Source organism: Synechococcus sp. MIT2312 (genome assembly GCF_059772315.1).
In genome coordinates, this window is record NZ_CM186281.1 from 2,219,451 (window position 1) to 2,233,919 (window position 14,469).

11 protein-coding genes and 1 pseudogene are annotated in these 14,469 nt (G+C 48.3%); 2 read left to right on the forward strand and 10 right to left on the reverse strand.

From position 1 onward, the window contains the following. Positions 1-9 precede the first annotated feature (9 nt). Positions 10-3,270 carry an efflux RND transporter permease subunit gene (locus tag AC6EI9_RS12175; RefSeq protein ID WP_498467992.1) on the forward strand — a complete coding sequence of 1,087 codons (3,261 nt, stop codon included), beginning with the start codon at positions 10-12 and terminating at the stop codon, positions 3,268-3,270. A gap of 156 nt (positions 3,271-3,426) precedes the next feature. Here AC6EI9_RS12175 and AC6EI9_RS12180 read toward each other — a convergent pair. From AC6EI9_RS12180 to AC6EI9_RS12190, 3 genes and pseudogenes are all read right to left on the reverse strand, one after another. After that, a pseudogene (locus AC6EI9_RS12180) lies at positions 3,427-3,699 on the reverse strand (phospholipase D-like domain-containing protein); the annotation flags it as partial. 558 nt (positions 3,700-4,257) lie between these two features. Next, entirely contained in the window at positions 4,258-4,950 is a 693-nt protein-coding gene (locus tag AC6EI9_RS12185) for a holo-ACP synthase (RefSeq protein WP_498467993.1), read from the reverse strand. A gap of 45 nt (positions 4,951-4,995) precedes the next feature. Continuing rightward, positions 4,996-7,434: an AMP-binding protein gene (locus AC6EI9_RS12190; protein ID WP_498467994.1), complete on the reverse strand. Its 2,439-nt coding sequence runs from the start codon at positions 7,432-7,434 to the stop codon at positions 4,996-4,998. Positions 7,435-7,511: 77 nt separating this feature from the next. On the opposite strand from AC6EI9_RS12190, the gene AC6EI9_RS12195 reads away from it, so the two are divergent. Further along, positions 7,512-8,168: an acetyltransferase gene (locus AC6EI9_RS12195; RefSeq protein ID WP_498467995.1), complete on the forward strand. Its 657-nt coding sequence runs from the start codon at positions 7,512-7,514 to the stop codon at positions 8,166-8,168. A gap of 687 nt (positions 8,169-8,855) precedes the next feature. Here AC6EI9_RS12195 and AC6EI9_RS12200 read toward each other — a convergent pair. From AC6EI9_RS12200 to sufR, 7 genes are all read right to left on the reverse strand, one after another. Beyond that, on the reverse strand, positions 8,856-10,277 hold the full coding sequence (locus AC6EI9_RS12200; protein WP_498467996.1) for a phospholipase D-like domain-containing protein: 1,422 nt from the start codon (positions 10,275-10,277) through the stop codon (positions 8,856-8,858). A 65-nt stretch (positions 10,278-10,342) separates the two neighbouring features. After that, a complete protein-coding gene (locus AC6EI9_RS12205; protein WP_498467997.1) occupies positions 10,343-10,525 on the reverse strand; it encodes a DUF8677 family protein in 183 nt (60 codons plus the stop codon). 10 nt (positions 10,526-10,535) lie between these two features. After that, positions 10,536-11,609: a DUF4912 domain-containing protein gene (locus AC6EI9_RS12210; protein WP_498467998.1), complete on the reverse strand. Its 1,074-nt coding sequence runs from the start codon at positions 11,607-11,609 to the stop codon at positions 10,536-10,538. 194 nt (positions 11,610-11,803) lie between these two features. Then, a complete protein-coding gene (locus AC6EI9_RS12215) occupies positions 11,804-12,562 on the reverse strand; it encodes a phycobilisome rod-core linker polypeptide (RefSeq protein WP_498468000.1) in 759 nt (252 codons plus the stop codon). 93 nt (positions 12,563-12,655) lie between these two features. Continuing rightward, a complete protein-coding gene (locus tag AC6EI9_RS12220) occupies positions 12,656-13,246 on the reverse strand; it encodes a phycobiliprotein lyase (protein ID WP_498468001.1) in 591 nt (196 codons plus the stop codon). A gap of 77 nt (positions 13,247-13,323) precedes the next feature. Further along, on the reverse strand, positions 13,324-13,701 hold the full coding sequence (locus tag AC6EI9_RS12225; protein ID WP_498470063.1) for an NDH complex assembly factor CRR9: 378 nt from the start codon (positions 13,699-13,701) through the stop codon (positions 13,324-13,326). A 2-nt stretch (positions 13,702-13,703) separates the two neighbouring features. Continuing rightward, positions 13,704-14,378 carry an iron-sulfur cluster biosynthesis transcriptional regulator SufR gene (sufR, locus tag AC6EI9_RS12230; protein ID WP_498468002.1) on the reverse strand — a complete coding sequence of 225 codons (675 nt, stop codon included), beginning with the start codon at positions 14,376-14,378 and terminating at the stop codon, positions 13,704-13,706. Positions 14,379-14,469: the final 91 nt, after the last annotated feature.

Here is a 14,469-nt window from a genome sequence, read left to right on the forward strand (position 1 = left end):
GATTTATAAATGTCTCTATCTGATCGCTTCATTTCAAGACCAGTTCTTACCAGTGTCTGCAGTCTGGTGATCTTTATCCTTGGGTTGATTTCTCTTGGCCGGTTGCCAATTGATTTTCTGCCCAATATTGCACAACCTCAGATTGTTGTGACTGCACCCTATCCCGGCGGCAATGCGTCATTTGTTGAACTTTCCATTACGCAGCAACTTGAAGATATTTTGTCAGATACACCAGGCGTTGATTACATCACTTCAACATCAAGTGCTGGTTCAACTTCTATCACGCTGCATTTAGACCCTGACACTTCTGCCGATACAGCATCATTAGATGTTCAGAATCGTGTTCAACAGGCCCAGTCAAATTTACCGATGCAGACTCAAGATCTGGGGATTACGATTTCGCAGACAACAGATACAGCTATTAGTGCTTACTTGATCACTTCAACAAAAGGTCAATATGATGCTGCCTACCTCAATTCTTTAGCTAAGGATCAATTGCAGAAGCAACTTCAATTGATTGATGGAGTTGGCAAATTAACTTTATATCCACCAAAACCTGTATTTCAGATTTCAATCGATCCAAACTTAGTTCGCGCTTATGGATTAAGTATTGATGAAGTGGATAATCAGATCATCTCTCAGAATTTCCCTGCCTCTGGTGGAAATGTTGGAGCCAGTCGTGTTGGAGATCCCTCTACATATAGCTATTCAGTGATGATTGAGGATAGTGGCTACATCCAATCAATAGGAGAATTTGAAGATATTGTGCTGAAACGATTAACCACTGGAGCAGTTCTCCGGGTTAAAGATATTGGCAATGTTCAATATATCGCTAGCCCTGAAAGTTCTATTTTGTCAAGTAGTGGTTATCCTGGGGTGTTTATCCAAATTAATCTCCAGTCTGGAAGTAATGCTGTTCAGGTCGGTGAGAAGATCGATCAGCTCATCCAAAAATTCAAATCTACCGCTCCCCCTGGAATTAAAGTCGTACAATTCAATGATCGAAAATCCTTTATTTTAGATTCGATTTCAAATGTCTTTGATGCGTTGGGATTGGCAATTGTCTTAGTTGTTTTAATCTTGCTGTTGTTTTTGCAAAATTGGCGCACCATCCTCATCCCCGGGCTAGCAATACCGATATCGATCGTGGGAACATTTGCCTTTTTACAGCTCTTTGGTTTCACCCTTAATTTTCTGACCATGACGGCCTTGGTTTTGGCTACTGGGCTTGTTGTTGATGATGCCATACTTGTTGTTCAGTCAGTGACAGCAAATATTCAAAGGGGAATGTCTTCCATAGAAGCAGCTTTTGCATCAATGAATGAATTGTTTGGAGCGATTATATCCACTTCATTAGTGCTGATTGCTTTATTCCTCCCTGTAACCTTGGTCAGCGGTCCCATTGGCAATATCTATATCGAGTTCGCAGTTGCGATCATCTGCTCGATTTCAATATCAACATTTAATGCTCTGACTTTCTCGCCGATGATGTCTGCACTACTGCTTCGTCCAGGGCGAATGGAGTCGATGCCATCGTGGATTACAGCAACCTTTGGTGCTGGGGTTGGACTCTTGATGGGTTACTTCACGAAGGCGAGTTTTGGAAACCTTGCTCTGCCGATCAGTGCAGCCCTTTTTGCTTTCATTGGTCTCAGGTTGGAGTCTGTCTTTAATGGTTTTAATCAATATTATTCAAAACTTGAATCTGTCTATGAGAAATTGTTGGGTTGGTTTTTGAAAAAAAGAAAACTTGTGGGCGTTTCTCTTCTACCTCTAGCTTTCGCCACACTCTATTTATTCAATATCATCCCTGTTGGTTTTATCCCACAAGAAGATATGAGTTTCCTGACGGGTTATTATCAACTTAATCCAGGGGCATCGATCACCGCCTATGGACCTGTAAGCAGACAGGCTAGAGACTTCCTCAATAAAGAAAAAGCTAAAAAGTTATCGGGTATCGAGGATTTTGTGGCTATCGATTCCAGTGATGGCTTTTCAATTATATTTCTACAATTGTTTCCTTTGAATCAGCGTCGTCAGTTAAGCCAAAAAATCGAAAAAATAACTTCAGACCTCTCAATAGTGCTTGCAGCATTACCGACAAGATTTCCCATTCAATTGGTTCAGCAACCGATGATTACTGGTTTTGGTGAGAATGCTTCTTTGACGGTTGCTTTGACCGACGAAAGCAAAGGCCGTTATTCGATTGATGAGTTTTATGCGTTGACACAACAGTTTTTGGCTAAGGCATCACAGGAGCCTTCAATTCAAAGCATTCAAACCCGGTTTTCTCCAGACAATCCATCTTATCAAATTAACATTGATCGGTCGCTGCTTGGATCTCTTAATCTTAGCTATAGAGATGTTGTTAATACAATCGGTGCCTATGCTGGCAGTAAACGCATTGTCCAGACTTCATTGGATGGAGGTCCGAAGGATGTTGTTATTATCAGTCAACCCCAGGAAAGAAGCACGATTGATGACTTGATGAATTATGGCATTAAAAACACCAACGGAGATTACGTTAGTGTAAAAGAGATTGCCAGCTATGAACTAGTCACCAATCCTCAGACGATTGATCACTTTAATTTCAATCGCTCTATTACATGCCAGGCTCTTCCCAGCACGGGATATTCAACGGGGCAGGCGATTAAGGCTGTCAAAGATGTCATGGGCTCTCTTGGCTATAAGGATATTGGTTATGAATTTACCGGAGTTTCAAGGGTTCAGGAAACATCTGGTGGCCAGATCCTTTTCCTGTTTGTGATGGCTGCATTGACTGTTTTCCTAGTGCTGTCCGCTCAATATGAAAGTTATATCATTTCAACTGTGATCATGATCACTGTTCCGATTGCCATACTAGGCAGTCTTGTGTTCCTCGAATTGCGTTCGATGAACGTGAATGTTTTTGTTCAGATCGGCTTCTTGATGCTGATTGGTCTTGCGGCTAAAAATTCTATTCTTGTTGTCGAAGCCGCGGAGCAACGCGTGTCGGCTGGTGAAGAGATTGTTTTCGCTGCCGCAGAGGCAGGCAAAGCTAGGCTTCAGCCCATCTTGATGACTTCAGTCGCCTCTCTTGCTGGCTTTTTCCCCCTTGTGGTTGCCCAGAATGCTGGAGCCAGTGCTCAGCAAGCCATCGGCACAGTTGTTTTTGGTGGCCTTCTGATGGGCATGACGTTGTCACTGCTCGTTGTTCCACCCATGTATGTTTTGATTAAAAACATTGAAATCCGAATTTTTTCGCGAGGTGTCAAGAGTGGTACTCCTTGAACGATGCTCTTTTGCGCTTTTTAATGTCTTGAGTCAGATCTAATCTTTTCTCCTTGACTTCTGTCGATTCGCCATAATGTATTCATTGATACTCTCCTCATTCAGTTCATTTTTTGTTGGTTCTCTGGACTGATTCACCTTTGATTGAAGTGATTATCATGCCACCCGACTCCCGCATTTGGCTCGCTGCCGCTCCAGCTTGAGTTTGATTCGAGGCGTGATTCCCAGCTCAGCACTTCACCACATTCGATTCATCTCACGGGTGAAATGAGCGGCAAGTTTGGGTGAGTGAATCACCAGCAGGGTTTCATCATTGGTGTGGGCAGCAGCGGGCGACCAGTTGAAGCTGCCTGTGATCACAGTTTTGTTGTCGATTACCGAGAACTTGTGGTGGAGCTTGTCTCCGCGTGCCAGGCGAGGGGTGCCGACGGTTTGTTGTTGCGGTGGTTTTGAAGGAATCGCTCAGGGATGCTCAGGTCTCTCATAGGTTCATAAGCCAGAACCCAAGCCGGAAGGGCACTGGATCTCGTGATGAGTCGCCCTGCGGCTACGAAGGGCTAATGAATCAATGGATCTGGCTTGGCTTTTGACGAGCGTCAGCCCTAAGCCCGAATCCCATTCAAGGGAGAGGGATGTTGAAGAAGCCACCGAGGGTGAGGGACAACAACGGTGCTCTCCAAGTCAGGTAGAGGCTCGATGGGAGGGACTATTTCATCAATCGCCTTGGTCGTTTTGACGATCCAATCGCCCAAGCCAGAGGGCAAGCCATCTGCGCTGAGATCTGGTGTGATTTCCTGCAGCTTGACCTGGACCAGACGTTGATCCGCTATCGCCCGCTGTTGGATGGAAAAGCACTGGACCTGCTGATTTGTCATTTCTTATCTGAAATCATGCTATTGATAGAATTTACGAAAGCGTTTTCAATTTTCATATGCGGTAATAAAGATACCAAATGTTGAAAAGTTGCCCTGATATTGATGGCGATTATCAAGAGTAAGAATGTTCCATTAACGCAAATGCACAAGAGTATTCAGATGTGTGAGATATCGAGACTTTGAACTTAAAACCTACATAGTCGCGAACGTTGCATACTGGGCGTCCCTTTGAGTCGTGTTCAATTTCAACATCCCTGAACGTAAGCCTCTTGTCATCTATGCAACACTTGATAACTGCTTCTTTGGCACAGAAAATTCCAAGAAGTGTTTGAATTGGTGAGTGTTTTGTTGATGCATACGCAATTTCTCTAGGGCAGAATGTTCTTGATCTAAAAGCTCTACCCGAAGGCAGCATTATGTCTGAAGGAAATGCAACTATTGTTTCTATATCTATGCCGACTGAGACCACTTGATTTGTGGTTGCATTGGTGTGTTGGACTGGCTGAATGTAGCTCGAATTTTTGCCAAAGTAGTGGTTATTGAGGGGTTTTTTGTAATTATTATTGCTGCTATTTGACCCATGATTCCTGTTAAGTATCATAAGTATTTCGCCGAGGCTGCTGTTTTTGGTTATTCCTTCCAGATCTGATTCTGGAAAATACTCAGCAAGCAAGCTTCTTACTCGCTGTAGCATCAGTGAGCCAAAAAGGTTGATGCTTTCGTTGAGTGCAGAATTCTCGTTGAGATTTCTGTTTTTCAGAGGAAACGCACTTAATACTGCGATTAGTTCGTCAAGAGAATACATAGATTTAATTAATTAAAATAGTACCGAAGATTTGCAATTGGCTCGTCAAAAGCCGGCAGCACAAAGATCACAAATATAAGCATTTTTATTGTCGGATCTGATTATGGGCAATAAATACGCTTCAAGTCCCCTTTCTTCATTAAGCTTCGAAAGCGAAGCCTGGCACTTATGGCATCTGATATCTTCTAGATGACTTTCACCAAAGTTTTCTTTGTATTTAATTTGTTTATTGGGTTCCGATCGAGGTTTTAGTTTTTGCTTAGTATTAGATTTTAATGAGGTTCCAATTGACTGGTCTTTTGATGCTGCATTCATTGTGTGCAGCAAATCAGAAATGATCTGATGCTTGATTGACTTTCTGCTAGAGGATTGTATTTTAATGCCAATATTAAAATAAGTCGTATTTTGTTCGCGCATCAGGGATATATTGGTAACTTTATTACAATCGTGATTAGAACTCATAAGTAAAACGTTTGTATCGTACAAACAGCTTTCTGTGCCAAGCGCTGAATCAGAAATGTCTTTTGTTATAGATACTATGTGTTTTGACGCATCAATACCAATATCGCATGTGTAAAGAGTATCGCTATTATTTTTAAGTGAAAAATGTAGTGAACTTACGCTGCCTAACTCCTGGCACCAGTTCTCTAGCGTTTGTAAAATTGCTATTGCCAATGTTGGTAAGGCTAAGTGCTTCGCACTTGTAATTTGCATCTCAGAGCAAAATAAATCAAGGTCAAATAGCATCTGCATGCTTGAACCTATTGTGCGGTTTATCCAGAATTCCAGAAAACTTGAGCAGTCTTTAATAAAATCATCTCTATTGCTAAATGTACTGTAGTCCGACTCTGGATCTAAAAAACCAAATGCAGCTAGACTTCGCATAGCTCTTCTCATTATTTTCCCGCTTTTTGTTTTAGGTAGGTTGTTAAATCTGAATATATATTGTGGTTGATGATATTCACTTAGAACCTCGCTTATCTTGCTTCTGATTTCAATTTCATCTATCTGAGTATTTGCCGAATAAAATAGAGCGATGCTGCTTCCCATCGTTTCGTCTGGAACAGCTACGGCACATGATTCGAATACTCCCTTAACCTTGATCACGGTGTTCTCGATTTCTGAGCTCCCTACTCTGTGCCCAGCTACATTCATTACATCATCATTTCGTCCGCCAATAAATAATGAGCCATCATCTCCAAAGTATCCAGTGTCATGTAGTCTGAAGTATCCTTTTTTCGTGAAATAGTTCGTTGATCTGTCTGAAATGACTGAGTGGAAGATTCCTTGCCAGGGATAAGGTATAAGTAGCTCGTCAGGATTAATTGATTCATCAATTAATTCATGAGGTTTTAGCAGCTCTCTTGCTGTTTTAATCTCAACGAAGTAGTTTGGCTTGCCTACATTAGAATAATCACAATTAAATCCATCTTCGTCCCTTGGAGCGGTAATAACCCCCCCAGTTTCTGTCTGAAAGTACGTGTTGACGACAGACTTACGATTAGGGCTAAAATAATTAATAACCCATTCGCCTATGTCATTGGCAAGGGGCTCTCCGCATGAGCCAATTCTTTCAAGTTTTGACAAGTTTTTGAGACTTGGATCTATTCTCTTTGTTAGAACATCTTGTCGGATTGCGCGAAGTAGTGTTACAGATGCGTAAAAGCATGTAACCCCGAATGTGGTGAGTATAAGCTCTAAACACTCTGGGCTAGATATCTCACTTAACCTCTCTGATATTATTGTCGTGCTGCCACATAGAAGCGGTCCGTAAAAGGCGTATGTGTGACCATTGATCCATCCTGCATCCGTGGCTGTGAAGATTATTGATTCATTATCTAGTCCAAAAAAATGTTTCGACGTAGAAGCAGCATAGCGTGAAAATCTGTACGCACTATGTCGGATTGCTTTAGGTAGACCTGTGGATCCTGAGGTAAAGAGAGTGAATAATATGTCGTTCGGGTTATATATTGCTGGTTTAAGCTGATTGTTGATGATTGATGAGCTTGATGATTTAAACTTTGCTGTATCACAAATAGGGACTTCCTTGAAGTCTGACTTGCCTCTTGCTCGCAATAGCTTGCCTGCGGTTTTTTCTGATGCAAAGATAATATGGGGTTGAAAAATGTTTATTCTGTTTGTTATTGCATTTTCGGACAAGTCTTCGAAGCAAATACAGTGATTTGCCCCAAGAAAGCTGCTTGCTAGCATTAAATAAAAGGAAGCCTCAGAAGAGCTGATGCAAGCGAATATTCTTAACTGCTCATCCTCTAAAGAATGTGCTTCATTTATTATCCCACTCGCGATGAGTTTTGAATTCTTTATCGCGGTTGCTTTTGTAATATATAAGGTTGTTCCATCCTCCTTGATAATTATCGCAAGCTTGCTATTGGGATCTGGCTTCCCACCTGTTAATTCTTCAAAAAGATTAGCTGGCTTGCTCCTTTCGGGTAGCCAAGTGTCTGGTGGGTGTGTGATTTCCATTGCTTTCTAAGATATACCTTTACTTTAGTTCAACTGGTGTTTTAGGGCTAGTATTGAACAAGTTTTTGTCAAGTCATATGAATGACACTTATGTCCTTTCAAAAAGATTATTGATTATTGGTTGCGGGGGGCATAGTAAAGTTGTAACTGAAGTTGCGGAGGCTATTGGCTTTAAGCGAATATCCTACTTAGATTCTTTCGGGGGAATCAAGCAATTTTTAGGGAGAAATGTTCTGGAAGAACAGTCAGAGCATTTTCAGGATTATTTTTTTGTCGCAATTGGAGACAACGCCACTCGAGAGCAAGTTTTCGCTGGATTTAAGGCGAGTCATCCAAGTGCCATTCCTATTTCTCTTGTTCACCCTAGTAGTGTTATAACGCAAAGATGTTCAATTGATGTTGGAACCGTCGTAATGCCACTGTGTGTAGTTAATAGTTCAACCATCATTGGTAAAGGAGTAATTATTAATACAAGGTGCAGTGTGGATCATGATAATTGTCTGAAAGACTTTTCGTCTTTAGCGCCAGGAGTTTCATTGGGTGGAAATGTTTGCTTAGGGCAAAGAAGTGCTGTTTCTATTGGTTCTTCGATTTCCCATAATGTTCGTATTGGAGATGATGCTGTGATAGGAGGATCTTCGCTTGTTTTAAATGACGTCGTGGATAACAGCACTGTTCTTGGTGTTCCGGCGAGATTTGTTAAAAGTCGGGATTATGGAGACAGCTATATGTAAGTCTTGTTTGTTGCTTTGCTTTTGTAAGATGATTTAATAACACGTGTTAATCAACTAAATCCTTGAGTCGTAGCCATTTCCCCGCAAAAATTCTCTAATAAGTATCAATTGTCTTGTTTTCTCGTGGGCTCATTTTATTTCATTCGAATCCTTCGGAAAATGTTCTGTCTTCGCGTACTTCCACCAAGTGTATGATCCACTATTATCTGATTTTATCGCGAGAACTGCGATCACTGCCAGGTTTTCTGTTTTACTTGACATCGCCTTTTCGTTATTTCCGCCGTGTGCACTCCCAATGATCCAGCATCTCCTGAAATGATTGAGTTTTCAGTGTTCAACGGTTGAAGTGGTTCGGCATGAGGTCTGTCGTTCGGAGGGACGAACTGATGATCAGAAGACCATCAGCTACGGCACGATTCATACCATCAGTAATTTAGTAGGAGTGACAAGCTCCCTTGCCATTGTTTACTGGTCTGGTTGAGGGCGTCTCATTGGTGTTCAATCGCCACGCTGCTGAATCTGGCTATTTCAGTCAGCTTTTGCACTCTCTTTGTAGGAACTATCGGTATCTATTTCCTACCGTTTATGGCTTGGAGTGTTGTTCTGATCCATTTGACTGGTCGTCAAATAAAGTATTGCTAAGTTCTGAACCATTTTCAAGCCGATCACGCCTTCTCCTAGACATTTTCAATCCCACTCCACCCCGCTCCCACATTTGGCTCGCTGCCGATCCAGCTTGCGTTGGATTCGTGGCGTGATCCCGAGCTCAGCACTTCGCCACATTCGATTTATCTCACGCGTGAAGTGAGCAGCAAGTTTGGGTGAGTGAATCACCAGCAGAGTTTCGTCGTTCGTGTGGGCTGCTGCGGGTGACCAGTTGAAGGATCCTGTGATCACTGTTTTGTTGTCGATCACGGCGAACTTGTGGTGGAGCTTGTCTCCGCGGGCCACGCGAGGCGTGCCCACGGTTTGTAATGGCGTTTTGAGAGGCCGATTTCCAGCCTCAAGTTTGCATAAACGGTCGAGGAGTTCCACGCCCAGCAGATCAAGAACTTCTGAAAATGAGCGGCTTGCGAAACCTGGATCCGCAAGGAGTCGAATATCGACTTGAGCAGCCATTTGCTCTGCCAGAACATTGGCCAGGCTTTGGTCTGAAAACACAAACAGCGCCATGTCGATACTCCGTCTCGCTGCTGCCAGCTGCTCACGGATCAAGAGCAGTCCATGTTCTGGGCTTTTCTTGGAGTGAGGAGCGAACAGCACGTTCACCGGTATTCCATTCACTTGAACGGCTTGTACTCCTGAGCTGTTTTTGCCACGTCCGAATTGACTGTTCTGCTCGCCTCCAGGACCATCGCCCCACATCTGTTCAAACTCTTCTTGGAATAACCGAGCCAGTTCGGAGCTTCGGATGCTCAGCAGGTGATTCACATTGCCGCGGCTACGTGACGCTCCCGCATCACCATGCATCCCTGAGCTGGTGAAGTTGGCACTGCCAGTGATCACTACTGACCGATCCACCACCACGAACTTGTGGTGCATCAGGCCACTGCCTCGGCTGCCGTCTTCGCTGTCATCGATCATTGCGATGCCAGCACGCTTGAGGAGTGCGATGGCATCTCCAGACAACCGTTCCTCAGCAGTGAGCCTGCCGTCGCGATTGCGGTCTGCCAGCAGACGTAATTGCTGGTGCCGGCGCCTGCTGTGAGCTGATAAATCGCTGGGATGCTGTTCCGACCAAGGGCTGCTGTAGTTGTTTTCCAGCACAACCTGAACGCGGACACCTCGCTGCTCGGCTCGAATCAGTGCCTTGGCAATCTGCGGAAGTGTGAGCTCCTGGATGGCCATCAGCACTTCCTTGTTGGCTGCATTGATCTGTCGGATCAAGTGCTCCTCGAGGTTGTCGCCGTTACGCCAGTCGCCGTTCAGTGGGTTGCGGTAGCGAGCGCCATCTCGATGATTGAAGTGGAGTTGGAAGTTTTGCGGCAACGGCAGCTCAGGCATGCCTGCTCCGACCACCTGGCCTGCCTGGCTGCAGCCCAGCAACACTGGTGTCAGCAGTGGCAGTAGGGCAAGTCGTTGAACATGTTTCAGCAGCCAGTTCAGCACCTGCTGCGTTTCGGCTTCTGGCAGTGTTCCACTGCCGAGCTCCCACTGACTTGCTGACGAATTCGTCAGTGAGGCATTTCAGAGGTTTTCAGCATCCCGACAAACCAGAGGCTGCTGAGCACGAGTGCCAGGCCAACACCAGCCCCGATCCCGACTTTGGCCATCGTGAGAGGCACCAGAACCGGGAATGCCACGGCGCCTGCAACGGGGGTAATGGCGACAACCCAGCGCAGGGCTTTTCGGTTCACTCCCACAGGATCAGAACCACTCGGCTTTGGCTTCGCTGGCAGGGTTGCTGTTGTCTTCTGGAGTCACGCGCTCGAAGTTGAGTGTGATGTTGCGTTTCTGTTCCCCATCCGCAGCGGTCGCTTCAACGGCGTAGGTCTGCTCGCCATCACGGAATGGAACCTGGATGCGGAAGGTTCCATCGCTGGAGAGAGGCACTTCCTCTCCACCGATGGTGAGGCGGGCGGAAGGATCGGTTGCGCCGTAAACAATCAGTTCTGCATCAGCCACCAGCCAGAAAGTGCGTTGGCGAGGGGCGACTCCTCCGAGACCGGACTCATTGCGGCCGCTGGCCCAAAGTCCAGCCCCGGAATCGCTGAGTCCACGCTGATCCCCCTCAAGAGAGTCCTGTTCATGCAGCACCTCTGAACCGACTCGGCGGCTGCGGAAGTGGGTGGTCGCACTCTGATAGAGGCGCTCATGCAATCCGCTATCGCTGGGCTCGAAACTGGGTGTGCTCACCGGTGCGGGTGAAGGAGCAGCGGTTTCTAGGCTGAAGGGAACGAACTGATCAAGGATCTGGTCGCTGGGGTGCAGTGCCGGCACCCTGGCCACAGACGAGAACGCCAGGGAGATCCATTGGCTGCCGGATCGGAAGCCGAGTTCAACGCGGTAGTCGCGGTCGCACAGTGGCACGGGCAGGTACCACTCGGTGCTGTGACTATCCACAGGCACTTCCTGGAGGGTGTGGGGGTGCGCTGAGCCGTCCTGGAGTCCTGTGACATCAGCCAGACGAAGATTCAGGTGCGCGGCCCCTTCGCTTTGAGCACGGCGACGGTCGTCGTCTGAGATTTCCCAAAACACATAAGCCCACTGAGGGTCTCTTGGAAGGAAGACCACGCGGGTCTCGGACTGGGGGCGCGACGGTGGATTGAGTTCCGCTTCGATGGCTTTGAGATCGCCGCCACGACGCTCCTGCTTTTCGGCAATCGCCGAGACCAGGTCTTCCTTGCTCTTGCGGCTGTAGAGAGTAACGCCGAGATCACTGGCCATCTGACGCAGCTGACGCAGGGTCATGCGGGCGAGGGATGTGATGGCTTGCGTCACGGTCGGGCTACCGGGTTTCTTTGGGATCAGTTTGCTGGAAAGTCCCGGTTTTCAGGGAGCTCAATCGCTCGTGGTCAGCATCTTCTGACTGCATGAGCTGCCTGGGCCGCATCCATTGCCGCTTTCACTCTGCGCACAAAAAAGCGGAGCTCCACAGGGGACTCCGCTCAAACATCTTCGACTGGGGACGCGATTCAGCGGCCGATGCTGCGGTAAGGAACTTTCGAGAGATAGTCCATCTCGAGATTGCCTTCGGGAGAGGCTGAGCCTGCAACGGCCATGCCTCGAACCCAAGGCAAATAATCTTCGCTGAAACCACCTCGGGAGCGGTTGGCGCGTGCCGGAAGGCTCTTGGCCTTGCCGGTGTAGATGATCTTGGGGAAACCGAGAATTCCCCGGTAGTACTCGTCGTAGCGAGGGGTGGTGATATTGAAGGGTGTCTCACCGAGCTCCCTGCCGGGAAGCACGCGATTGCGTTGGAAGGGAACGTTGTCGTAGCCGAAGGCTTCGAGATATTCCTCGCTGTCGAGAAGGGCATCCACGATGCCTTCGACACCCTTGGTTGCAATCACAATCGACCAGGAGATCTCCTCAGAGCGACCGTGGGTCTTGCGGCCCAGAATTTTCTGGACGAGGTGACGAACCACTTTGTAGTTCGAGTTGAAGCCGTAAAACGTTCTTTTAAAAGTGTCCGAGAGGCACAATCCGCGGATGAAGTCGCGAACGGTGATCTGCCCATCACGCAGCTGTGATTCCAGGAAGCTGTCGCGGTCGCTCTTGAACGCGTGAAAGAAGACCTGGCGGTATGCCGACTCGATCACCGTGTCGATGTTGTCAGCGTCCATCGAGATGTCCATCTGAAGGGAACGCTGGGTTTCTTCAGAAGCAACGCTGAGAGCTGCGACGCGATTGTTTTGCGTGGTTGGTGCGTACTGAAGAAGAGGAATGGCCACTCGAGTCGGAACACACTGGCTGGATCGTATAAGTGGGAGTCATCACACTCCTCAGCTGCCTCCGGCCTACTCACAGTCCGTAACAGAGGACACTCACCAGCCGAAGGGTGATACAAGCGCTGTCATCCCTTGCGAGCCGGTGGATGAGCTGTCGTTTTTGAGCCTGGTCTCCACGCAGAAGGATGCGTTGTTGGACAGTCCCTCAACGGTGCTGGAACGAATACGCACGTCCGGGCCAGAGAAACTAAAGCGTTCCCAGACGGTCATCATTTCGTAGCTCGTGCAGAGAATCAGCCCATCCCGGTCGTCCATCTCGAAGGTCGACGTTGCAGGCGCTTTTTCTGCGTAGCCCTGATCCCTGAGCATGGTGCCGGAGCGAGCGGCCTCACTGTCACCGATCAACGCGAAGCAGGTTTCACCGTCGTGGGCATCGCCGTCGCGGTCCCAGGCCATCGATGCGCTCCAGCGCACGTAGCTGCCGCCAATAATCAGGCCCGGATCTTGGTCGTGCTGGCGCGCCATGGCCAGCAAGCGCTCATCATTCAGTTTCAGGTCCTCGACCACGATCAGCGAGCCGCCTGCTTCGCTGCGACGGTGCAGAAGGTGATGCACGCTCCGTTGTGAACGCCAGCTTCCGCAGCTCAGTCGAAAGAAGGTCGGCGCGTCGGGGATGTCCAGGATCATCGGCTGCGGACGGTCTCTTCTGGATGATCGCAGGATGAGGGATCGGTTCGCGATTTTGGAGTGTCTGCAGCCATCCCTTACTCCAGGCTCGACAAGCGTTGACGGCTGTTGGCTTCGGCGTTTTGGATCAAATCGTTGAGCTGGAGCTCGAGTGGAGTGAGCTGCAGCTGACTGGCGAGCTCTTCAAGCTGGCTTGCAATCACCGTGAACTGCATCATCAGCTGCTCCCGGAAGTCCGCATCGTTGGCCAGCTGAGGCTGGCGATCACACCAGTCCTGCCAGTGATCCCGCGTTGGCAAAGGTCCTTGCTTCAGCGGCATGGCGATCTGCTGAAACGTCACCAGGCAGTGGGCCTGCAGTCGCAGAAGGTGGCGGTCGACGGCGGGCAGAAGCGTGGCGTCGATGCGTTCGATCTGTTGCCGGTCCAATGGGCCTGAAACCGGCGCCGGATCCATGCTCACGGCTGGAGTCCGGATTTGGATTCGTTGGATATCGCACTCGATGGGCTGATCTGAAAACCGCAGGAGTGTCCTGATTCCAGTCTCCAGTGCACTCTTTCCACCTGACAGTCCGGGAATGTCATGCGAATCAGTTGAAGTTCCTGGTCGCAGACAGCCGGAAATTCTTCCGCGATTCTCTGCACGGAGCAATGAAATTCATTGATGCACCAGCCGTGCCCGTTCTCCGCTGGAACCATCTCGCTGACGTACCCCTCGCTGCTGCGCAGGCTGACCAACCTGCTGATGCGCTGTTCAAGCGGCCCGTCGCCGAGTTGGTGCCTGTACTGATGCGCTTTCTCGTGGGCCTGTCGTTCGAGCAGCGTTGCCAGGGTCTCCGGCGGCAGGCTTGTCGCCATCGACTCGAGCAGATTCAGCGCAAAGGTGTCACTGCCATCTGGAAAGTGTTGATGGCCTTGCTGAGTGAGTCTCCATTGGTTGGAGGGCCTCCCCGGTCCAGCTGTGGTCGAACTTGCCTCCACCAGCCCTTCCTCTTCCAGCGTGCGCAGATGACGGCGCATCGCCTGAACGGAGATCCCCAGTTCGTTGGCCAGAGCACCAGCACTGATCTCACCTTGCCGCAGGAGCAAGGTGAGCGTTGCTTCACGAGTGGGAGCCTGAGCTGACGCGCCCATGAGATCGGGATGATGGTTTCACCATGCCACGGGAACGCGCCGATTGCCTTGGGTCCTGCCGGAGCAGGCGTGGAGAACGATCTCAGAACAT